General features: G+C 59.2%; 23 protein-coding genes. 10 read left to right on the top strand and 13 right to left on the bottom strand.

Annotation, left to right across the window (positions count from 1 at the left end; genetic code table 11):
* Positions 1-66: 66 nt before the first annotated feature.
* The gene (locus QD461_RS04245; protein WP_414086604.1) at positions 67-624 is read right to left on the bottom strand and encodes a YceD family protein; all 558 of its coding nucleotides are present in this window, start codon (positions 622-624) and stop codon (positions 67-69) included.
* Positions 625-636: 12 nt separating this feature from the next.
* Positions 637-1,191, bottom strand: a complete 555-nt coding sequence (locus QD461_RS04240; protein WP_414086603.1) for a ubiquinol-cytochrome C chaperone family protein — start codon at positions 1,189-1,191, stop codon at positions 637-639.
* A 280-nt stretch (positions 1,192-1,471) separates the two neighbouring features.
* Here QD461_RS04240 and QD461_RS04235 point away from each other — a divergent pair, with 280 nt between their 5' ends.
* A complete protein-coding gene (locus QD461_RS04235; RefSeq protein ID WP_184701660.1) occupies positions 1,472-1,981 on the top strand; it encodes an outer membrane protein assembly factor BamE in 510 nt (169 codons plus the stop codon).
* Between the two features lie 75 nt (positions 1,982-2,056).
* On the opposite strand, the gene QD461_RS04230 is transcribed toward QD461_RS04235, so the two are convergent.
* The 3 genes from QD461_RS04230 to ribH all read right to left on the bottom strand — a co-directional run bounded on the left by QD461_RS04230 (position 2,057) and on the right by ribH (position 5,385).
* The gene (locus tag QD461_RS04230; protein ID WP_414086602.1) at positions 2,057-4,195 is read right to left on the bottom strand and encodes a sodium-translocating pyrophosphatase; all 2,139 of its coding nucleotides are present in this window, start codon (positions 4,193-4,195) and stop codon (positions 2,057-2,059) included.
* Between the two features lie 248 nt (positions 4,196-4,443).
* The gene (nusB, locus tag QD461_RS04225; RefSeq protein ID WP_004122322.1) at positions 4,444-4,926 is read right to left on the bottom strand and encodes a transcription antitermination factor NusB; all 483 of its coding nucleotides are present in this window, start codon (positions 4,924-4,926) and stop codon (positions 4,444-4,446) included.
* Positions 4,927-4,929: 3 nt separating this feature from the next.
* Positions 4,930-5,385, bottom strand: coding sequence for a 6,7-dimethyl-8-ribityllumazine synthase (gene ribH / locus QD461_RS04220; protein WP_414086601.1), 456 nt, complete (start codon positions 5,383-5,385; stop codon positions 4,930-4,932).
* 198 nt (positions 5,386-5,583) lie between these two features.
* On the opposite strand from ribH, the gene QD461_RS04215 reads away from it, so the two are divergent.
* From QD461_RS04215 to QD461_RS04205, 3 genes are read left to right on the top strand one after another with little or no spacing between them, the layout of a single operon-like run.
* Positions 5,584-6,108 carry a cupin domain-containing protein gene (locus QD461_RS04215; RefSeq protein ID WP_414086600.1) on the top strand — a complete coding sequence of 175 codons (525 nt, stop codon included), beginning with the start codon at positions 5,584-5,586 and terminating at the stop codon, positions 6,106-6,108.
* Between the two features lie 38 nt (positions 6,109-6,146).
* Positions 6,147-6,671: a GNAT family N-acetyltransferase gene (locus QD461_RS04210; RefSeq protein ID WP_414086701.1), complete on the top strand. Its 525-nt coding sequence runs from the start codon at positions 6,147-6,149 to the stop codon at positions 6,669-6,671.
* 15 nt (positions 6,672-6,686) lie between these two features.
* Complete coding sequence (locus tag QD461_RS04205) at positions 6,687-7,169, top strand: GNAT family N-acetyltransferase (protein ID WP_414086599.1); 483 nt, start codon at positions 6,687-6,689, stop codon at positions 7,167-7,169.
* Positions 7,170-7,220: 51 nt separating this feature from the next.
* Here QD461_RS04205 and QD461_RS04200 read toward each other — a convergent pair whose 3' ends face one another.
* The 7 genes from QD461_RS04200 to QD461_RS04170 form a co-directional block, all read right to left on the bottom strand.
* Positions 7,221-7,844, bottom strand: a complete 624-nt coding sequence (locus tag QD461_RS04200; RefSeq protein ID WP_414086598.1) for a riboflavin synthase — start codon at positions 7,842-7,844, stop codon at positions 7,221-7,223.
* Positions 7,844-8,953, bottom strand: coding sequence for a bifunctional diaminohydroxyphosphoribosylaminopyrimidine deaminase/5-amino-6-(5-phosphoribosylamino)uracil reductase RibD (gene ribD, locus QD461_RS04195; protein WP_414086597.1), 1,110 nt, complete (start codon positions 8,951-8,953; stop codon positions 7,844-7,846). Before ribD ends, QD461_RS04200 begins: the two co-directional genes overlap by 1 nt.
* 2 nt (positions 8,954-8,955) lie before the next feature.
* Positions 8,956-9,432 (bottom strand): transcriptional regulator NrdR, encoded by a 477-nt coding sequence (gene nrdR / locus QD461_RS04190; protein ID WP_068385764.1) that lies wholly within the window; start codon positions 9,430-9,432, stop codon positions 8,956-8,958.
* Between the two features lie 9 nt (positions 9,433-9,441).
* On the bottom strand, positions 9,442-10,740 hold the full coding sequence (gene glyA, locus QD461_RS04185; protein WP_184701643.1) for a serine hydroxymethyltransferase: 1,299 nt from the start codon (positions 10,738-10,740) through the stop codon (positions 9,442-9,444).
* Positions 10,741-11,013: 273 nt separating this feature from the next.
* Positions 11,014-12,327, bottom strand: a complete 1,314-nt coding sequence (locus tag QD461_RS04180) for a L,D-transpeptidase family protein (protein WP_184701641.1) — start codon at positions 12,325-12,327, stop codon at positions 11,014-11,016.
* A 613-nt stretch (positions 12,328-12,940) separates the two neighbouring features.
* Entirely contained in the window at positions 12,941-13,456 is a 516-nt protein-coding gene (gene ldtR / locus QD461_RS04175) for a transcriptional regulator LdtR (protein ID WP_106997707.1), read from the bottom strand.
* A gap of 133 nt (positions 13,457-13,589) precedes the next feature.
* Positions 13,590-14,030: a DUF6163 family protein gene (locus QD461_RS04170; RefSeq protein ID WP_184701639.1), complete on the bottom strand. Its 441-nt coding sequence runs from the start codon at positions 14,028-14,030 to the stop codon at positions 13,590-13,592.
* 145 nt (positions 14,031-14,175) lie between these two features.
* Between QD461_RS04170 and hemB the strand changes: the two genes are divergently transcribed.
* The 6 genes from hemB (at position 14,176) to QD461_RS04140 (ending at position 18,253) form a co-directional block, all read left to right on the top strand.
* Positions 14,176-15,189, top strand: coding sequence for a porphobilinogen synthase (hemB, locus tag QD461_RS04165; protein WP_414086596.1), 1,014 nt, complete (start codon positions 14,176-14,178; stop codon positions 15,187-15,189).
* Between the two features lie 86 nt (positions 15,190-15,275).
* Entirely contained in the window at positions 15,276-15,734 is a 459-nt protein-coding gene (locus tag QD461_RS04160) for an RDD family protein (RefSeq protein ID WP_414086595.1), read from the top strand.
* A 182-nt stretch (positions 15,735-15,916) separates the two neighbouring features.
* Positions 15,917-16,696: an arginyltransferase gene (locus QD461_RS04155; protein ID WP_184701632.1), complete on the top strand. Its 780-nt coding sequence runs from the start codon at positions 15,917-15,919 to the stop codon at positions 16,694-16,696.
* Positions 16,697-17,593 (top strand): DMT family transporter, encoded by an 897-nt coding sequence (locus QD461_RS04150; RefSeq protein WP_414086594.1) that lies wholly within the window; start codon positions 16,697-16,699, stop codon positions 17,591-17,593.
* Positions 17,594-17,642: 49 nt separating this feature from the next.
* A complete protein-coding gene (locus QD461_RS04145; RefSeq protein WP_414086593.1) occupies positions 17,643-17,864 on the top strand; it encodes an AbrB/MazE/SpoVT family DNA-binding domain-containing protein in 222 nt (73 codons plus the stop codon).
* The gene (locus QD461_RS04140) at positions 17,861-18,253 is read left to right on the top strand and encodes a type II toxin-antitoxin system death-on-curing family toxin (RefSeq protein ID WP_414086592.1); all 393 of its coding nucleotides are present in this window, start codon (positions 17,861-17,863) and stop codon (positions 18,251-18,253) included. Before QD461_RS04145 ends, QD461_RS04140 begins: the two co-directional genes overlap by 4 nt.
* 91 nt (positions 18,254-18,344) lie before the next feature.
* On the opposite strand, the gene parC is transcribed toward QD461_RS04140, so the two are convergent.
* Entirely contained in the window at positions 18,345-20,603 is a 2,259-nt protein-coding gene (gene parC / locus QD461_RS04135) for a DNA topoisomerase IV subunit A (RefSeq protein ID WP_184701626.1), read from the bottom strand.
* Positions 20,604-20,830: the final 227 nt, after the last annotated feature.

Here is a 20,830-nt window from a genome sequence, read left to right as displayed (position 1 = left end):
ATTTGGCGTCAAAATACCGTTTTCTCCCCCGGTTACAACAGAATTGTGCTCGATCAGCACCCGAGCCTAGTCCTTTTTCCAGTCTTTCAGAACTGCGAACGGCGAAGGCTTCCTGTCGTTTTCACCAGTATCTTCTATATGTCCTTCGAACTCGACACCGGGCTTGCGCGGATAGGGATCGATGGCAAGAGCGGCGAATTCCGCAACGACCGCACCGGCATCAATCGTATCGCCAGTGAACGTCTCCGGAAGGTCCGGACCATCCGGATCGAGCACCATTTCTCCCGCATCCGACGACGGCGCACGCGCCAGCTTGGAATCCTCCGGCACGAAGATGTGCTCGAAATCCTCGTCAATGTCCGATTCGACCGGATCGAGCGTTACGACGCAGGCCTGGACGATCTTTGCCTTCACATTGCCCTTCACCCGTACGCCATCGCGCTTCCAGCGCGAAATCTTGAGATCGGCCTCCAGCTTTTCCACAGAGACGACATCCCAAAGCTCTGCCAAACCGGCAAGCTCGCGCTTATCCGCTTCGACATGCACGTCGACGGGATTGGCCGAGATGTGGCCGACCTTCACGAGATAGGAAAAGGGTGTTTCGTCGGAACCGTGTGTTTTCATTCCAGTCTCCTGTTACTGCTCTTGGCCACGTCCGGCCGGCAGTGGCAGTACGGCGGAACCCGTGGCAAGTTCCGCCTCCGTCACGGCGGCCAGATGCGCCTCCGCCTGCATCATCCAATCCGCCAGCGTGACCATCGACGGTGCACGCTCGTCCGCTTTCGGATAGATGTTGCGTCGAAGCGCTGTGGCTAGAGCATCGCGATCGTCGCCGTCCATGGCGGTCGCATAGCTTTCGAGCCGACCATAAAACATGCCGGCCAGTTTCTTCATGCGTTTCGGCACGCTGTTATCACCGATTCCCAGTTCGCGGATCGAATAGTCGATATCCTCGAAAAACGCATCGACGATTTCCTGTGCAAGCTCCTGGCCGCTGGTCGCGGAAGACCGCGTGCGGCGAAAAAACAGGATCATGACGACGGAAAGCAACTCGAAGCGCCCCATCACCGTGTCGGGCACATCATAGTCGGTATAGAAAACCGGCTGACGCGCCGCCGATGTCAGAAGCTCATATTGCCTGACGACGATGATCTGATTGTGATTTCTTTTGCGAAAGAGCCCAAAAATCATGAGAATTCCCGGTATTAGCTCATTCAGAGCGCGCCGTTTTTGCTTGGCCTTGTTGCATCCACGCTAAAGCTGGTTTACCGAAGCAGGCGCGAATTGCAATGCCGTTTGTGCCCGCTTCGAGGCTTCTGCCCTTAACCGTCGTTACGTTGTGAATGATTGGTGATGAAGAGTGCCGAACAGCGTCTTGTGCCTTTTTCAATCGCGGAAAGGACACAATGATGTGCACAGCAAGGTCATATCGGCCGTCCGGCCATCGGATTGATTCATTAGGGGAGATGAGATGTCGTTGACCAGACGGTATTTCAAGTCTGACATATCTTTCAGCAGCACTGCCGCCATCGCCCTGGTGATTGCGACCATAGGCCTTTCGGGTTGCAAGACCAGCGAGGTCATGAACAACGGCTACATCTTCGATCCGCAATCGCTGGCGCTTGCGCCGGTCGGCTCGAGCCGCGAGCAGGTTCTGCTCTCGCTCGGCACACCTTCCACGACAGCAACCTTCGACGGCGAAGTCTTCTATTACATCTCGCAGAAGCGCACCCGCGCCGCAGCATTCATGAAGCCGAGGCTCGTCGACCAGAACATCCTGGCGATCTACTTCGACAAGGACGGCATCGTGAAGCAGGAAGCCAACTACACGCTGAAGGATGGCAAGCTCTTCGACATGATCAGCCGCACGACGCCGACCGGCGGCCGCGACATGACCTTCCTGCAACAGATCCTGCAGGGCGGCGGCAACGGCGTGAACGGCGCGAGGAACTTCCTCAACAACCTCAATCCTGGCCAATAAGTCGGGACGCTATTCTACGAAAAAGCCCGCGAGGCACTGCCCCGCGGGTTTTTCTATGCTTTCTGTTTGCTTTCCTTATCCGGCAAGGATGGCCAGCAGCAGCAATGCGACGATATTGGTGATCTTGATCGCCGGGTTGACCGCAGGGCCAGCCGTATCCTTGTAGGGATCACCGACGGTGTCGCCCGTCACCGATGCCTTGTGCGCTTCCGATCCTTTCATATGACGCGTGCCGTCCTTGTCGACGAAACCGTCTTCGAAGCTCTTCTTGGCATTGTCCCATGCACCGCCGCCCGACGTCATGGAAATGGCGACGAAGAGGCCGTTGATGATGACGCCAAGCAGCGAAGCGCCAAGGGCTGCGAAAGCCGAAGCCTTGGAGCCGGAAATAAGCAGAACGCCAAAGTAGACGACAACAGGCGCAAGCACTGGCAGCAGCGACGGAATAATCATTTCCCGAATGGCGGCCTTGGTCAGCAGGTCGACGGCACGACCGTAGTCGGGACGCTCCGTACCCTGCATGATGCCCGGCTTCTCACGGAACTGCCGGCGCACTTCCTCCACGATCGAACCGGCAGCCCGGCCGACAGCTGTCATGGCGATGCCGCCGAAGAGATAGGGGATAAGACCGCCGAACAGCAACCCGGCAACGACGTAGGGGTTGGAAAGATCGAAGGAGATCGTGCCTACATTGGCGAAGTAAGGGAACTTGTCACCGTGAGCTGCGAAATACTGCAGGTCGTTGGAATAGGCGGCGAACAATACCAGCGCACCGAGGCCGGCCGAGCCGATGGCATAGCCCTTGGTGACGGCCTTGGTGGTGTTGCCGACCGCGTCCAGGGCATCGGTGGATTTGCGCACTTCCGGCGGAAGATGCGACATTTCTGCGATACCGCCGGCATTGTCCGTCACCGGGCCGAAGGCATCGAGCGCCACGATCATGCCGGCAAGGCCGAGCATGGCGGTGACGGCAATGCCGGTACCGAACAGGCCACCGAGCTGATAGGTGGCGATGATGCCGGCGACGATGACGATCGCCGGCAGTGCCGTCGATTCGAGCGAGACGGCAAGACCCTGGATGACGTTAGTGCCGTGGCCTGTGACGGAGGCCTGGGCGATCGAGTTGACCGGGCGCTTATTGGTGCCGGTGTAGTATTCGGTGATGACGACGATCAAGGCTGTCACGATGAGGCCGACGATACCGCAGGCAAAGAGCCTCGTGCCGGTGACTTCAAAGCCTGCGATGGTGCCTAGCGACCCCCAGCCAATGGTCAGCGAAGTGGCAGCTCCGAGACCGATGATCGAGAGGACACCAGTAGCGATCAAGCCTTTGTACAGAGCGCCCATGATGGAGCCATTGGCACCAAGCTTCACGAAGAAGGTGCCGATGATCGAGGTGATGATGCAGGTGCCGCAGATCGCCAGCGGATAGATCATTGCGGCGCCGAGAAGCGGCGAGCCGGCAAAGAAGATCGAGGCCAGAACCATGGTCGCGACAACCGAGACCGCGTAGGTCTCGAAAAGGTCAGCCGCCATACCGGCACAATCGCCAACGTTGTCACCGACGTTATCGGCAATGGTGGCAGGGTTGCGCGGATCGTCCTCGGGAATGCCGGCTTCGACCTTGCCGACAAGGTCGCCGCCGACATCGGCACCTTTGGTGAAGATGCCGCCGCCGAGACGGGCGAAGATTGAAATCAGCGACGCGCCGAAGCCGAGGGCGACCAGCGCGTCGATGACGTCGCGCGACCCGGCCTCATGACCGAGAACGCCGGTCAGAAAGTAAAAGTAGATGGAGACGCCGAGCAGAGCCAGGCCTGCAACCAGCATGCCGGTGATGGCACCCGATTTGAAGGCGATATCGAGGCCGGCGGACAGGCTTTGCGACGAGGCCTGGGCCGTGCGGACATTGGCGCGCACGGAAACATGCATGCCGATGAAACCTGCGGCGCCTGAGAGGATTGCGCCGATCAGGAAGCCGAAAGCGGCCTCGGACGACAGAAGGAGCCAGGCCGCGATGAAAACAATGACCCCGACAATGGCAATGGTTCTATATTGACGCGCAAGATAGGCCTGCGCTCCTTCACGAATATAACCGGCAATCTCTTGCATGCGGGCGTTGCCCTGATCGGCAGCGAGCACCGACCGGGTTGCCCATACGGCGTAGATGACCGAGAGCAGTCCGCATGCGATCACTCCTAAAAGAATCGACATTTCGCTTTTTCCCTCCAAAAAAGCCGGCGGTTCACTCCTCCCCCGGCCGCCTGCGACACCGGCCGATCCCCTCCTCCAGGGCGATCGATCAATGTGCAATGCAAGATTGATGTCGGGAAAACGTCGCGTCAAGACCGCTCACAGGTAAAACACCCGCGGGAGGTTCAAAAGAAGATTCGAAGATGGAATCAGACGCGAACGAAGGAAACGAAAGCGCAAGCCGCTGGAGGTTGCGCCTTCAGGCAGGCCTACTTCTTGGCTTCGCCGCGAACCTGCTTGGCGATTCGGTCAAGCACCGCGTTTACAAGCTTCGGCTCGTCTTCTTCGAAGAAGGCATGCGCGATCTCAACATACTCGGTGACGATGACCGGAACCGGCACGTCCTTACGGTCGAGCAGCTCGAATGTACCGGCACGCAGGATAGCACGCACGGTGCTGTCCAGCCGCGACAGCGCCCAGTCGTCCTGCAGGGCAGAACCGATCAGCGGGTCGAGCCGGGTCTGTTCGCGCACGACGCCGGACACGATAGAGCGAAACCAGGAGGCATCAGCCTTCAGATAGGTTTCGCCGTCCAGCTCCTGTCCGAGGCGGTGCGCTTCATATTCCGCCACCACTTCCAGAACGCCGGTTCCGCCGATATCCATCTGATAGAGCGCCTGCACCGCCGCAAGACGTGCTGCGCCCCGCTGATTGGCGGGCTTTGCCGGTCGCTCGTTATCCTGATTGCTCATGTATTATGCACCCAACTTTTCTTTCAGTGCGATCATGGTCAGCGCTGCACGGGCAGCAAAGCCGCCCTTGTCCTTGTCCGAACGGCGGGCGCGCGCCCAAGCCTGATCGTCGTTCTCGACGGTCAGAATGCCGTTGCCGATCGCGAGCGATTCGCTGACGGCCAGATCCATCAGCGCACGCGAGGATTCGTTTGCGACGATGTCAAAATGATAGGTCTCGCCGCGAATGACCAAACCGAGGGCAACATAGCCATCATAGATCACACCGCCATTGTCGCCCCCATCGAGCGCCATGGCAATCGCTGCCGGGATTTCCAGCGCACCGGGAACGGTTACGATATCATAGGTCGCGCCGGCTTGATCAAGCGCGGTCTTTGCGCCGTCGAGCAGAGCGTCGGCCATATCATCGTAGAAGCGGGCTTCGATGATGAGAATGTGGGCATTCGAAGAGCTGGACATACATCACCTGAGGATTGAGAGGGCGCGGCACCTTATTAGGCCGGGTCAAACCACGGCGGGCCGCGCTTGGCAAGTGTTTTTCAATGGTCCATGCCGATTCCAGCCCTATTTGGAAATGATCGGAGCTCCGCAGAAATTGTGGCTTCCGCAGACGCAACCGCTTCGATAATAATTTCCGACCTGCGAGGGGGGAGGTTCATGACAAAAAAAACGATACCCGCCGTCAATTTCGGCGACCTTGAACTGGATCATTGGCAACAAGGCAGCTTCTTTGCCGGCAGCGATACGTCGTTCGGCGCGATGCTCGGATTGAAGAACCTCGGGATCAGCTACAACGAAGTGCCGCCGGGCAAATCCGGCTGTCCGTTTCACAATCATCACGTCGAGGAGGAGATGTTCGTCATTCTCGACGGTGAAGGCGAATATCGCTTTGGCGATCACCGTGTCGCCGTCAGCAAGGGTGACGTGCTCGGCGCACCTGCAGGCGGCCCGGAGACAGCGCATCAGTTGATCAACACCGGCCCCGCCGTCCTAATCTATCTCGCCATTTCCACGAAGGCGAAAACAGAAATCGTCGAGTATCCGGATTCCAACAAGTTCCTGGCCAAGACCTACACCGACGGTAAGACAACGTTCCGTGCCATCGGTCGTGCCGCTGACACCAATCTCGATTACTGGGACGGCGAGCCCGGCACGACGAATGCCCGCACGACGAATGATTGAGCATCGACAAAAACAATTTCAGCAAAGTTTTAAGCCCCATGACCATCATTCCGACATTGACGACCGACCGGCTCCTGCTGCGCGGTCACAGGCTGGACGAGTTCGACGAATACCTGGCCCTCTGGCAAAATAAGGATCTTGCACGCTTCATCGGTGGCGAAATGCTAACGCGCGAGCAGGTCTGGGCTCGCCTCCTGCGTCATGCCGGCCTATGGCATCATCTCGGCTTCGGCTTCTTCGCCGTCGAGGAGCGGCAAAGCGGCAAGCTTATTGGTGAAGTGGGCTTTCTCGATCTGCACCGAGACATGACGCCGTCGACGGAAGGTACGCTAGAATCCGGCTGGGGCATTATGCCGCCGATGCAGGGCAAGGGCTATGCGACGGAAGCCATGAATGCGGCGATCGCCTGGGCCGGCAGTCAATTCGCCGGCCGGCGCATGACCTGTATCATCGATCTCGAGAATGGATCATCGCTGCGCGTGGCCGAGAAAATTGGTTTTCGCCGGATCGGTGACGCCATCTATAAAGACAAACCCAACGCGATGTTCGAACGCTACGCCTGATATGAAGGGCATGACATGCCGGCTTCACAAGACAAATTCTCGGTCAAGGCTTACGATCCCGGTGATGCGCAGGCCACGATCGATATTTTTCTGCGGGCCATTCGCGAGGTCGCCTCGAGAGATTACAGCCCAGCGCAGATCACCGCATGGGCGAAAGTCGATGATGGCGAGGTATGGGCACAGTATAGGGCAAGCCGACCGACCTGGCTTGCAATGGATGGTTCAACACCTGTCGGCTTTACCGATCTGAAAGCGGATGGTTGCCTCGACATGATGTTCGTCGATCCCGATTATCAGGGAAGAGGTGTCGCCAGCCTATTACTTGCGACGGTCGAGCAGGCTGCTTGCGAACGGGGCCTGTCGCGAATTTTCACCGAAGCCAGTCTGACCTCCTGCCCCTTTTTCGAGCGTAAGGGCTTTTTAGTCATGACCATGCAGCAGGTACAAAAGCGTGGCCAAACCTTCATCAATTTTCTTATGGAGAAACCGCTTCGGTAGGAAAACCGAAGCGGTCCAAGGAACGAGTCCGAGACACCTAGCGCTGGCGGCTCAAGCTTCTTCGCGTGCAGCCGGGAATTCCGCCAGGCGGGCGGCGTAACGCGCCATGGTATCGACTTCGAAGTTGACGAAGTCGCCAGCCTTGCGCTCGCCCCAGGTCGTGACCTCAAGCGAATGGCGGATCAGCAAGACGTCGAATTCCGTGCCATCGACGGCGTTGACCGTGAGCGAGGTGCCGTCGAGCGCAACCGAACCCTTCGGCGCCACGAACCTGGCGAGATGTTCCGGCGCACGCAGGCGGAAGCGAGTAGCCTCACCTTCCGGCGTCACCGAGAGAATTTCCGCTCTTCCGTCGATATGGCCGGACACGATGTGACCGCCGAGCTCGTCGCCGATTTTGAGAGAGCGCTCAAGGTTGATCTTGCGACCCGCTTCCCAGGTGCCGATCGTCGTCAGGCGCAAGGCCTCTTCCCAGGCCTCGACCTCGAACCAACGGCCGTTGCTGCCCTGCTCCGGCAAGCCGGTGACAGTCAGGCAAACGCCGGCGTGCGAGATCGAAGCCCCCATGTCGATCGTTGCCGGATCGTAATTGGTGGCAACGCGCAGCTTGATGCCTTCCTGCATGGGGGAAATGGATTCGACAGTCCCGACGTCGGTGACAATTCCGGTAAACATCAAAAACCTCTTTCATATTCGTCGCAGAGATCGTCGCCAAAGCGGCTCTCTCCTATATGTATGAAACTGGCAGGGATATTGGATTTCAGGACGGGGGATTCAATACCGCCCTTGCCAATAGTCGCCGGCCCCTGAAACAGCAGGATGCGGTCGACGAGATCCGCATCGAGGAAACGCCGCGCCGTCCTGGCACCACCTTCCAACAGCAGCGAGGAGATGCCGCGTGTGCCGAGTGCCTCAAGAAGCTCACCCGGCTCATTCGAATTCGATTGCAGAACTTCGACGCCCGCCGCATCGAGGGCCGCCCGACGGCCCAGAAATGCGGCATCGGTGTTCTCATCAAAAGACGGTTGATGAGCGGCGACGGCGATGACCGGGTATCTGCGCGCCGTCTGCACCAGCTTGCTGCCAAGGGGCAGCTGCAGCTGTTCATCTATGACGATACGCAGGGGTGAGCGGTCTTCCAGACCGGGAATCCGGCAGGTCAATTCCGGATCGTCTGATATCGCCGTGCCGATGCCGACTAGGATGGCGTCGCTTTCGGCGCGCAACATCTGCACCTCTGCGCGGGCGGCATCGCCGGTGATACGAACCTGCCCCTCGCCTACCCTGCCGATCATGCCATCGGCGGAAATAGCAAGCTTGAGGGTCACATAGGGCCGGTTTCTCGTCTGGCGCATGAGGTAGCCGGCGAGCGACCGCCGGCCCTCCGTCTCCAGAACCCCGGTCTCGACTTCGATGCCGGCAGCGCGCAGCATGTTGATGCCGCGCCCGGAGACGCGCTGGTCGGGATCGGTGACGCTGATGACGACACGCGCGACGCCATAAGCGATCAATGCCTCGGCGCAGGGTGGCGTTTTGCCGTAGTGAGAGCAGGGTTCGAGCGTCACATAGGCTGTGGCGCCCCTCGCCGCTTCGCCGGCCTCGGCCAGTGCCTGGGGCTCGGCATGCGGACGGCCGCCAACGGCCGTCACTCCACGGCCGATGACAATGTCGTCCTTGACGATAAGGCAACCGACCGACGGATTGGTCGATGTCAGCCCCAGATGCTCACGCGACAGGCGGATAGCCTCCGCCATGAAACGTTCGTCTTCCGGCAGCTGCGTCATGGTCAAGGGTCCAGCGGATCGCGGGCGATCTTGGCGTTGATCTCGTTGATGACGTGCTCGAAATCCTCGGCATGCGAGAAATCGCGATAGACGGAGGCATAGCGTACGAAGGCCACGTCATCGAGACTCTTCAACGCCTCCAGCACTTGCAGGCCAATCTGTTCCGAACTGATTTCGGTCTCGCCCGAGCTTTCGAGACGGCGGACGATACCAGAAACGGCGCGCTCGATGCGGTCGCGATCGACCGGACGCTTGCGCAGTGCGATCTCGAAAGACCGCACCAGCTTGTCGCGATCGAAAAGCACCTTGCGGCCGGTCTTCTTGATGACCATCAGCTCGCGCAGCTGCACGCGCTCGAAGGTCGTGAAACGACCGCCGCAATCCGGGCAGATCCGCCGCCGGCGGATGGAGGTATTATCCTCCGCCGGACGCGAATCCTTGACCTGGGTATCTTCCGTACCGCAATAGGGGCAGCGCATGCGCCCTCCTTAGCCCATGTAGCCGTACATCGGGAAGCGGTCGGTGAGCTTGACCACCTTCTCGCGCACGGCAGCCTCGACGGCAGCGTTACCTTCGTCGGAATTGGCAACCTTCAGGCCATCGAGCACTTCGATGATCAGATTACCGATTTCGCGGAAGTCTGCCTCTTTGAAGCCGCGCGTCGTGCCAGCCGGCGTGCCGAGACGAACGCCCGAGGTGACGAACGGCTTTTCAGGGTCGAACGGGATGCCGTTCTTGTTGCAGGTGACGTAGGCGCGGCCGAGAGCCGCCTCGGCGCGCTTGCCGGTGGCGTTCTTCTTGCGCAAGTCCACAAGCATCAGGTGGTTGTCGGTGCCGCCGGAGACGACGTCGACGCCGCCGGAGATCAGCGTTTCTGCGAGCGCCTTGGCGTTCTTGACGATCTGCGCGGCATAATCCTTGAACTCCGGCTGCAGTGCTTCGCCGAGAGCGACGGCCTTGGCGGCGATGACATGCATCAGCGGACCGCCTTGGAGGCCGGGGAAGACGGCCGAATTGAACTTCTTCGCCAGATCCTCTTCATTGGTGAGGATCATGCCGCCGCGCGGGCCGCGGAGCGACTTGTGGGTCGTCGTCGTGGCAACATGGCAATGCGGGAACGGCGACGGATGCTGGCCACCGGCAACGAGACCGGCGATGTGGGCCATGTCGACCATCAGATAGGCGCCGACGCTGTCGGCGATCTCGCGGAAGCGCTTCCAGTCCCATATACGGGAATAAGCGGTGCCGCCGGCGATGATCAGCTTCGGCTTGGTTTCTTCGGCCTTGCGCTGCACTTCATCCATGTCGAGCAGGTTGTCGCCTTCGCGCACGCCGTAGGAAACGACGTTGAACCACTTGCCGGACATGTTGACCGGCGAACCGTGCGTGAGGTGGCCGCCCGAATTCAGGTCGAGGCCCATGAAAGTGTCACCCGGCTGCAGCAGCGCCAGGAACACGGCCTGGTTCATCTGAGAACCGGAGTTCGGCTGAACATTGGCAAAGTTGACGCCGAACAGCTTCTTGGCGCGCTCGATGGCAAGCTCTTCTGCGATGTCGACGAACTGGCAGCCGCCGTAATAGCGCTTGCCCGGATATCCTTCGGCGTACTTGTTCGTCATGATCGAGCCCTGCGCTTCCAGCACGGCGCGCGAGACGATGTTTTCCGAGGCAATCAGCTCGATCTCGTGACGTTGGCGACCCAACTCCTTGCCGATCGCTCCAAAGATGTCCGGATCGGTGTCGGCAAGCGAGCGATTGAAGAAGGATTCGGTGGACGCATTTGTCATCGTGAAAGCTCCTGAACGGCCGGGACGGCAATGCAGACGGTATTAGCGTCAGGGTCGCCGGAGAGCAATACGATCAGCGACATTTGCGCGCATAATCCCGTAATCGACCAAGATTCTCGGGAGAGATTATGCGCCATTTCAAAGTCTTACTGCGTCCTTCGCGTGCCCCAAGGACGCGCGGCGCAGTAAGCATTCTACGCTGAGCGGCTCCGGCCAATGAAAAAGCCGCGCCCAGGGACGCGGCTTTGGCAATAATAGAGACGAAAGGGCCGATTACTGAACCGGCTGCTCCATGCCCTGCGTCGTGTCGAGCGCCAGCTCGGCATTGCCGTCGAGCTGATAGATATCGTCGCGGAACTGCACGATGCCGTCGCGGGCACTCCAGGCGGAGATGTAGACGAAGTAGACCGGAACTTCCGTCGCCAGGGTGATCGGCGTGTTGACGCGGCTGGCGATCACCTGCTCGATGTGCTGGCGCGGCCAGCCGGGCGTGTCCATAAGCAGCCAGTTCGTCAGGTCGCGCACGTTCTGAACGCGGACGCAACCGGAGCTGTCGAAACGCATCAACTTGTTGAACAGGCCCTGCTCGGGCGTATCGTGCATGTATTCATTGTTGGGGTTGTGGAAGTTGATCTTCGTGGACGCCATGGCGTTGGTCTTGCCCGGGTCCTGGCGGAACATCAGGTCCGGCGCCTTGTCCGAATTCCAGTCGATCGTCTCCGGCGCGACTTCCTGACCCTTGCCGTCGATGAGGCGGATGTTGCTCCGCTTCAGATAGGTCGGATCCTTGCGCATCAGCGGCACGATGTCCTTGACGACGATAGAACGCGGCGCCGTCCAGTACGGGTTGAGGATGACCTCGTAGATCTTCGAATTGATGATGTGGGTCGGGCGCGACTGCCGGCCGACGATCGCTTCATGGCGCAGCGCCACCTGACCATCCTGAACGGCCTCGACGTAGGTGGCCGGGATGTTGACCATGACGTGACGACGGCCGAGATCGGACGGGAACGTCTGCAGGCGAACGAGGTTGGTGTTGAGCTGCTGCAGGCGGACATTGGCGGGAATGTTCATTGCCTTCAGCGTGAATTCGCCGATGACACCATCCGGCGGCAGACCATGGCGGGCCTGGAAACGCTTAACGGCGCCATCAACGTAGGAATCGAAAGACGAGGAGATACCCGCTTCGCGCGGCAGGTCGCCGCTGACCATCAGGTGCTGACGCAGCGACTGCACAGCAGGATCGGTCACACCGATCTGCAGCGCCTGCTGGCTGGTGGGGCTGATCTGCGGCCAGCCGCCATTGGCGACGATGCTCTGATACTGAGCGATCGCCTGCTGAATATTCGGAACGGAGTCAGGCCCAAGGATCGGTGTATTCGAGAGAACGGCTGCCGCCGTGCGCGCCGCAGCCTTGGCATCGAACTGATCATCCCAATTGCCACGAGAACGGTCATTGATCAGCGCTTCCAGCGGTGATGCATTTTGCGCGAGAGCCGGCGCAGCCAATGCAGCAGCGCCGAACGTTGCAGCCGACCGCAGGAACGAGCGGCGCGAGAATGATTCAATTCCGTTTTTCTTCGACATATCCCAACCGTTCAACGCTGCGATCCAGACATACGCAGCTTAGAGAGGAAGCAGTAAACAGCGCGGTGTGCGCCAAGTAACGCAACTCAGTACGATCCGTTCCCTTAAGGCACCATCAAGAACTTCACCGCGAACTATCACAATATTGCGAAGTGCAGATTTGAGGGTCGGAAAATCGGAACCTGAGAACGCCGCTTGCCGTTAGTTTCCGCTGTCATAGCAATATGGCCAATTCGTGTCGTTCGGCATGAAACTTGCCCTGCCATACCGCCACGGAAGACGTGCCATGCTGCAATTGCTAAAATACCACAAGTGCGCGTGGTTCATAGCGTGTATTGCCCCGCCGTCAATGGCGCAAATGCCCGGCGCGTTACATGTGACGCAAGGTGAAGGAAGGACGTGGCAAAAAGCGCACAACTACAAGCCTTAAACGGGTTCAAGCCAGACACGCAGGGAACGTGTCCAGCTTGCTTTTACCGGAGAGTCTCACGGCATATCCGCCGCCGTTGCTTGAGGCGCGTCGCGAATTTTTAGATTCGCTATGAGCCTTAAGCCTTTGATGCTTCACATGTCGTTGTCGCAAAACCGCTAGGCGCTTCTGTACGGCATGTTCTTAGAGGCGATACAGGATCTGGTCGTTCCAGAAGCGGTCGAGGCGCTGCAGGAGCTTGTTCATCTGGGTGAACTCGTCGGTGCCGATGCCGCCGACCTTGTCGATCGAGCCGATGTGGCGCTCATAGAGCTTGGCGACGGTTTCGGCGATTTCCTGACCGGTTTCCGTCAGGCTGATGCGGACCGAGCGACGGTCGATACGCGAGCGCTGATGGTTGATGAAGCCGAGGTCGACCAGCTTCTTGACGTTGTAGGAAACGTTGGAGCCGAGGTAGAAACCGCGCGACCGCAATTCGCCGGCCGTCAGCTCGGAATTGCCGATGTTGAAAAGGAGAAGTGCCTGGACGGCGTTGACGTCGTCGCGACCCTGACGGTCGAACTCGTCCTTAATGACATCAAGCAGGCGGCGGTGCAAACGCTCGACCAGGTGGAGGGATTCCATGTAGAGAGCCCGGATATCGTCAACCTGCTGGTCCCGAGCGTTCGCAACTGCCTGCGGCTTGATTTTCGTGTTCATCATGACTTGGCCTCACTCTGTTTTGTTTGGCGGTGTCGTTTTCTTCCCGCCTTGAGTGAGACCCTATCGAATACACATAAAATTCTACTTAAACTGCAGGCTTAACAGCACCTTACCAGGAAGTGTTGCTGTCTCAGGGTAAATCAACCATTACCTGCTGCCGACGGCGGCGGCGCTTTTCCTGCCACAGCAGGATACGGAACAAGCAATAAAGCACGGCAACGCAGGCATGCAAGATCATGATCAAAGGATTGGATCCGAAGACCTCCGGCCACATGCCATACATCAATGCCTGACCGCCTGCGGCCAGCACCCACATGACCGGTCCCCATGATACGGTCAGCCACAAGCCGAGTGCCGCCACCGGGAAGACGACGGCCAGTCCGGCACCTGCTACCTTCCAGGGAAGATTGAGGAGATCGAAGCGGGCATGGCCATCCAGCGAATAGCCGACGAGCATCGCCCAATATTGCAGGCCGAGCCAGAAGCACGCGATCGCGATCAGCCGCAGGAACAGCACGAACAGGATGTCCGTCAGCGTATTCTTGGGTACGGTCGAAGAATCAGGTTCCATGCGCGAACAATACGTAGGAGGCATCGGCCTCGCCAGCGAGATCTTGGCTGCGGCCTTTCGCCCGCTTTTGAATTCTGGGGACAGCGTGATAGGTACGCTCTCCATATAATAGGCCTTTCATAGACGAAAAAAGGATGGCGGCATCATGGAAAACAAGACGCATCTCGTTGACGAGATCACCGGGCATCGCCGCATGCGACGCAACCGCAAGGCCGACTGGACGCGCCGCCTCGTGCAGGAAAACCGCCTGACTGTGGACGATCTGATCTGGCCGATCTTCATCATTCCCGGCACCGGCATTCTGGAGCCTATCCCCGCCATGCCCGGCGTCAACCGCATGACGGTGGATAAAGCCGTCGAAGCGGCGAAGGAAGCGGCCGATCTCGGCATCCCCGCGCTTGCCACCTTCCCGAACATCAAGATGGAGCTGCGCGACGAGACCGGTTCGAACAGCCTCGAGAAGAACAATCTCATCAATCTTGCCAGCGCCGCGATCAAGAAGGCCGTTCCGAATATCGGCGTCATCACCGATGTCGCCCTCGACCCCTTCACCAGCCATGGCCATGACGGCATTCTGCGCGGCAACGAAATCGTCAACGACGAGACGGTCGAACAGGTGGCGCGCGCCGCCGTCTATCAGGCGGACGCGGGTGCGGACATCATTGCGCCGTCCGAAATGATGGATGGGCGTATCGGCGCGATCCGCCAGGCGCTCGACGCCGCCGGACACCAGGGTGTAGGCATCATGAGCTACGCGACGAAGTTCAGCTCCGGCTTCTACGGCCCTTACCGCGAGGCGATCTCGACCGGAGGCCTGCTGAAGGGCGACAAGAAGACCTATTATATCGACCCCGCCAACGGCACCGAGGCCGTGCGCGACGCCGCACTCGATGTCGAGGAAGGCGCCGATATGCTGATGGTCAAGCCCGGCCTACCCTATCTCGATATCTGTTGGCGGCTGAAAGAAGCCTTCGGTCTTCCGACCTTCGCCTATCAGGTCTCGGGCGAATATGCGATGATCAAGGCGGCCGCCGCCAATGGCTGGATCGACGGCGACAAGGTAATGCTCGAGACCCTGCTCGCCTTCAAGCGCGCCGGCTGCGACGGCATCCTCACCTATTTTGCCGTCGAAGTTGCTAGGCAGCTGGCGAAAAGATAGTTTCGGGTCGTGTCGGTGGCCTGCTTATTGTATTTGCAGGCCCTGATACCATATGTTCGGCAAATGTTTCCCCAAGGAGGAAAACGATGAGCCTGAACCCCAGCCCGCTCTACGCAGCACCGGACGACTGGCGCGCCTATAGTGGCGTGCTGAGCCGGCGCGTCTTCGCCTTCATTGTCGACTATATCATCGTCGCCCTGCTCTGCATTCCGGCGGCGGTGCTGCTGTTTTTCGTATCGATCCTGACATTCGGGCTAGGCTTCGTTCTCTATCCGGTGCTCTTCATCCTCGTCGCCGGGCTCTATTTCGGCTGGACGCTCGGCGGGCCGTACCAGGCATCGCTCGGCATGCGCGCCATGGGCATCACTATGGTAAGGGTCGACGGCCACCGGATGGATTTCCTGACGGCGATCGTTCATCTCGCGCTATTCTGGATCCTCAACTCCGTGCTGACACCGCTCATCCTGCTGGCAGGTTTGTTCACCGACCGCAGCCGGCTGATCCATGACATGCTGCTCGGCACGGTCATCGCTCGCACGGCCTAAAATCACGACGAAACCTTGTCACAAAGGGCTACCCCGCAGAGCCAATCGGGGCGCGGGGTGGCTTTGCCATGTGCAGTCAATTAGGAAACTGTGATCTTTAACGAAGGACGTAGTTGACGTTTTCTAAACTTGGGCCATGCTTGTGAAAACACTAGTGCCGAAAGAAAGGCAATAAACGGCAGATGAATACGCAGTCGACGCCATCTCCGCAGTTTTATCTGACGGCACCGGCTACCTGCCCGTACTTGCCGCACGAGATGGAGCGCAAGGTCTTCACTCATCTTGTCGGCCCGCGTGCGGCGGAGATGAACGATATCCTGACCCAGGGCGGCTTCCGACGGTCGCAAAACATCGCCTATCGCCCCGCCTGTGAATCCTGTCGCGCCTGCATATCGGTGCGGATTCTCGCCCAGGAGTTCGAGACTAGCCGTTCGATGAAACGCGTGCTGGCGGCCAACAGCGATGTGATTGCCACCGAATTTCCAGCACAGCCCTCGAGCGAGCAATATTCTCTTTTCCGCCGATATCTCGACTATCGCCACCAGCAAGGCGGCATGTCCGATATGACCGTGCTCGACTATGCGATCATGGTCGAGGACACGCATGTCAACACGCGCATCATCGAATATCGCCGCCGCGAAGAAGGTTCCGGATTGGAGCAGCGCCCGAAAGGCGAGCTTCTGGCCGCCGCTCTGACAGATGTGATGAGCGATGGCCTGTCGATGGTCTATTCCTACTTCAACCCCGATCTCGACCAACGCTCACTCGGCACATTCATGATCCTCGATCATATCAAGCGGGCGAAAGCGCTCGGCCTGCCGCATGTCTATCTTGGCTATTGGGTCAGGGGATCGCGCAAGATGGATTACAAGACACGCTTTCAGCCGCAGGAGCATCTGACCCCGCGCGGCTGGGAGCGCTTCGATCCCGCCGCGGACGACGGTAAAGACAGCGCACGCTGAATGTTCGCCAATCTCTCCGACCATAGAAAGGGCCTGTTGCTGACCACGTTCGGCGGCTTGGTTCTGTCGATGGACATACCATTGATCCGACTTGCGAGCGGCGAGGTGTGGTCGGTGCTCTCGGTGCGCAGCTTGGCCACGGTCATTGCTGCGCTTAGTGCCCTTTTCGTCATCCGGCGTGTCACCGGTTCGGTACGCCACGCACTGCCGGGCTGGCTCGGCATCCCCGTCGGCTTCTTCTATGGCCTGACGACGATCTGCTTTCTTCTTGCCGTCTATTATACGACGGCGGCGAATGTGGTGTTCATCATCGCCCTCAATCCGATGTTCACCGCACTTCTTTCCTGGATCTTCCTCAAGGAACGCCCTGCCGTTTCGACCTTCATCACCATGGCAGTCATGATCATCGGGGTCGGGCTGATCGTCGGGGACGGCATGGAGGGTGGCCATCTGCTTGGTGACGCCCTGTCGGTGCTCGCGTCGCTTTCCAGCGCATGCGCCATAACGATCAGCCGCGCCTCCCGCCGGGGCATGGGCTTCGCTTCGCTGCTGGCAGCCACCCTACCCGCAACGGTGGGACTTTATCACGTCGTGCCGGTCGGCTTCTCCATCGATCATCCTGGCTGGATCCTGCTGGATGGCGGCGTGCTGATGCCGCTCTCCTTCTGGTGCCTCGCGACAGGCACCCGCTATCTTTCGGCACCGGAAGTCGCGATGTTCTATCTCTTGGAAACAATCCTGGCGCCGATCTGGGTCTGGCTGATCTTCACGGAGGCGCCAAGCAACATGACGCTCGCCGGCGGCGCGATACTGATCCTGGCGCTCGCCTCCCATTCGCTGTGGCAGGCCAGGGTCAAGGCGAGAGCGGCGATTGTCGCCGAAGGCGTTGCACGTTGAGGCGACGCCCCCTTATGTTATAACCAGGTTATTACATAGGAGCTGAAAAATGAACGTCACCATCCGAAAGATCGGCAACTCCGAAGGCGTCATTATTCCGAAGGAAGTTCTCCAAAGACTGGGCCTGAAAAACGGCGATGCGCTGGAGATACGAGAAGTGAACGGGAACATCGAACTGGTTCCCGAGCGAGCCGACCTTGCGGAACAATTGCGTGCCGCGCGGCTTGGCATGCAGAAATATCGCAGCGCCCTGCGCGAACTCGCAAGATGAATGAATATAAATGGCTATCCCGCGAAGCCGTTGAGATCATGCATGAGGAGCAGATCGCCGAGCATGGCGGGTTGCCGGGTCTAAGGGGCGAGAATGCGTTGGAAGCTGTAATGGCGTGCCCGTTGAATAAGGCCGCTTATGGCGAGAGTGATTTATTTGTCCTCGCCGCCGCTTACCTCTACGGGATCGTCCGAAATCATCCATTTTCCGATGGGAACAAGCGGGCCAGCTATCTAGCGACGTTCACGTTCCTATACATCAACGGCTATCTCATCGAGGCTGATGATGGGACTATTGTCGCTTTCGTAGAAGGTGTCGCAGCCGGAGAAATTGACGAGATGGGCACAACCCAATTCTTGAGAGATTTCAGCATTCGGCTTGCCGGGTGATAATCGCACCACCCGGCTCTTCGCTAGGGATCTGGCATTCGTCGCAGTGATGGGCACCGGGTCGATTGACCGGGCTTCGCCCGGTCATCCCCTACCCAGAAAACCTGCCGCTTCTTGGGAAGCCCTTCGGCACCCCGCGGCCTGCGCCGGCGCGATCGCCGAGCCATTCCGTCAGTTCGTCCTTGGTCTTGGTGAAAGTGCGGCCGGCGCTATCTTCCCAGGTCAGACCATCTGCGATGACGAAGCAGCGGATGTCGGAAATGCCGCCGTCCTTGTATTTCTGCAGGCGCACGCCCTTGCCGCGGGACATCTCAGGTACCTGCGACAGCGGGAAGATGACCAACTTGCGGTTCTCGCCGACGACCGCGGCATGGTCGCCTGAGACCGGCACCAGCAACTTCGTTTCGTCGGGATACGAGACGTTCATGATCTGCTTGCCCTTGCGGGTATTGGCGACCAGTTCCGCCTCAGCCACGATGAAGCCGTTGCCCGCCGTAGAAGCAATCAGTTGCTTGCGCTGCGGATCGTGCACGAACGCCGTCAGCACGTCCTGATCGTTTTCCATATCGACCATGATGCGCAGCGGTTCGCCGTGCCCACGGCCGCCGGGCAGTTTGTCGCCGCCGAGTGTATAGGCCTTGCCACCCGTTGTGATGATGAGGATCTTGTCCGTCGTCTGTGCGGGGAAGGCAACCTTCAGCCCATCGCCTTCCTTGAAGGTGAGCGATGCAGTGTCGGAAATATGTCCCTTCAGCGCACGGATCCATCCCTTTTCCGAGACAACGACCGTGATCGGTTCCTTCTCGATCATCGCCTGCAGGATTGCCGCGTCGTCGGCTTCGGGCGCTTCGGCAAACTGGGTGCGGCGGCGTCCGATCTCGGTTGCCTTGGCGAATTTCTTCTTCACTTCGCCGATTTCCCAGGCGACCGTCTGCCACTGCTTGTCTTCCGAAGCCAGCAGCGACTCGATCTCGGCCTTTTCCTTGGTGAGGCTATCGAACTCCTTGCGGATTTCGAACTCTTCCAGCTTGCGCAAGGAGCGCAGCCGCATGTTGAGGATCGCCTCGACCTGAATATCCGTAAGGCCGAATCGCTCCATCATTACGGGCTTCGGCTCATCCTCCTCACGGATGATAGCGATAACCTCGTCGATGTTGAGGTAGGCCGTCAGGAAGCCGCCGAGGATTTCCAGGCGCTTTTCGATAGCGGCAAGCCGGAAGCGCGAGCGGCGCAGCAGCACTTCGCGGCGGTGGTCAAGCCACTCCTTCAGCACCTCGTTCAGCGCCATGACCTTCGGAATGCGGCCCATGGACAGAACGTTCATGTTGAGCGGGAAGCGGCTTTCCAGCTCCGTCAACTTGAACATCGATTCCATCAGGATCGTCGCATCGACGGTACGGCTCTTCGGAATCAGGACGACGCGGATATCCTCTGCGGATTCATCGCGGATGTCTTCCAGCAGCGGCAGCTTGCGCGCAATGAGCAGCTCGGCGATCTTCTCGATCAGGCGCGACTTCTGCACCTGGAAGGGAATTTCGGTGATGACGATCTGGTAGCCGCCGCGGCCGAGATCCTCGATTTCCCATTTGGAGCGAACACGAAACCCGCCGCGACCGGTCTTGTAGCTGTCGATGATGCTCTGACGATCATCGATGATGATGCCGCCGGTCGGGAAATCCGGGCCGGGAATATACAGTTCCACCAGCTTCTCGACGGTGGCATCGCGATCCTTGATCAGATGCAGCGCCGCGTCGCAAAGCTCGTGGGCATTGTGCGAGGGAATGGAGGTCGCCATGCCGACGGCGATACCGGAAGAGCCGTTGGCCAGCAGATTTGGGAAAGCGCCCGGCAGAACGATCGGCTCGGAATTCGACTCGTCGTAGGTGTCGCGGAAATCCACCGCATCCTGATCGATGCCCTCGAGCAGCAGTTCGGACACCGCCGTCATCTTCGATTCGGTGTAACGCATCGCGGCCGGGCTATCGCCGTCGATATTGCCGAAATTACCCTGGCCGTTGACTAGCGTATAGCGCTGGGAGAAATCCTGCGCCAGGCGCGCCAGCGCATCATAGATCGACTGGTCACCATGCGGGTGATAGTTACCCATCACTTCGCCGACAATCTTGGCGCACTTGCGGAAGGCCGAATTCGGGCGAAGTCCCATCTCGCTCATCGCATAAACGATACGGCGATGTACCGGCTTCAGCCCGTCGCGGACGTCCGGAAGCGCGCGCTGCGTGATCGTCGACAGAGCATAGGCCAGGTAGCGCTCTTCGAGCGCGGCCTTCAGATCGACCGGAAGGATGTTGTCGTCGCCGTCACCGGGCGGCGGTGTCAGATTTTTTCCCATGGCCCTTGACTATCGGAGATGGCGATTCCCGGCAAGAAATCAGCGGAAAGCACCTGTGGATGAAGGCGGTTCCAGCGCCTTTCGACACGGTTGCGCACACATTTTTGCTGCGGTTGCACAGTATCCTCTTTGTCGTTGGATTTTTACGGAAAGATCAATATAAATCCCCCGCAGTACACCCTGAATATGTACGCCCCCGCCGAGACACCGGCTCAACGAGGAAACGC

The organism is Rhizobium sp. BR 314, assembly GCF_047445805.1.
Taxonomy (GTDB): Bacteria; Pseudomonadota; Alphaproteobacteria; order Rhizobiales; family Rhizobiaceae; genus Rhizobium; species Rhizobium lusitanum_B.
Note: the sequence above shows the minus strand (reverse complement) of the source record. Positions and strands in the feature narration are given on the sequence as shown.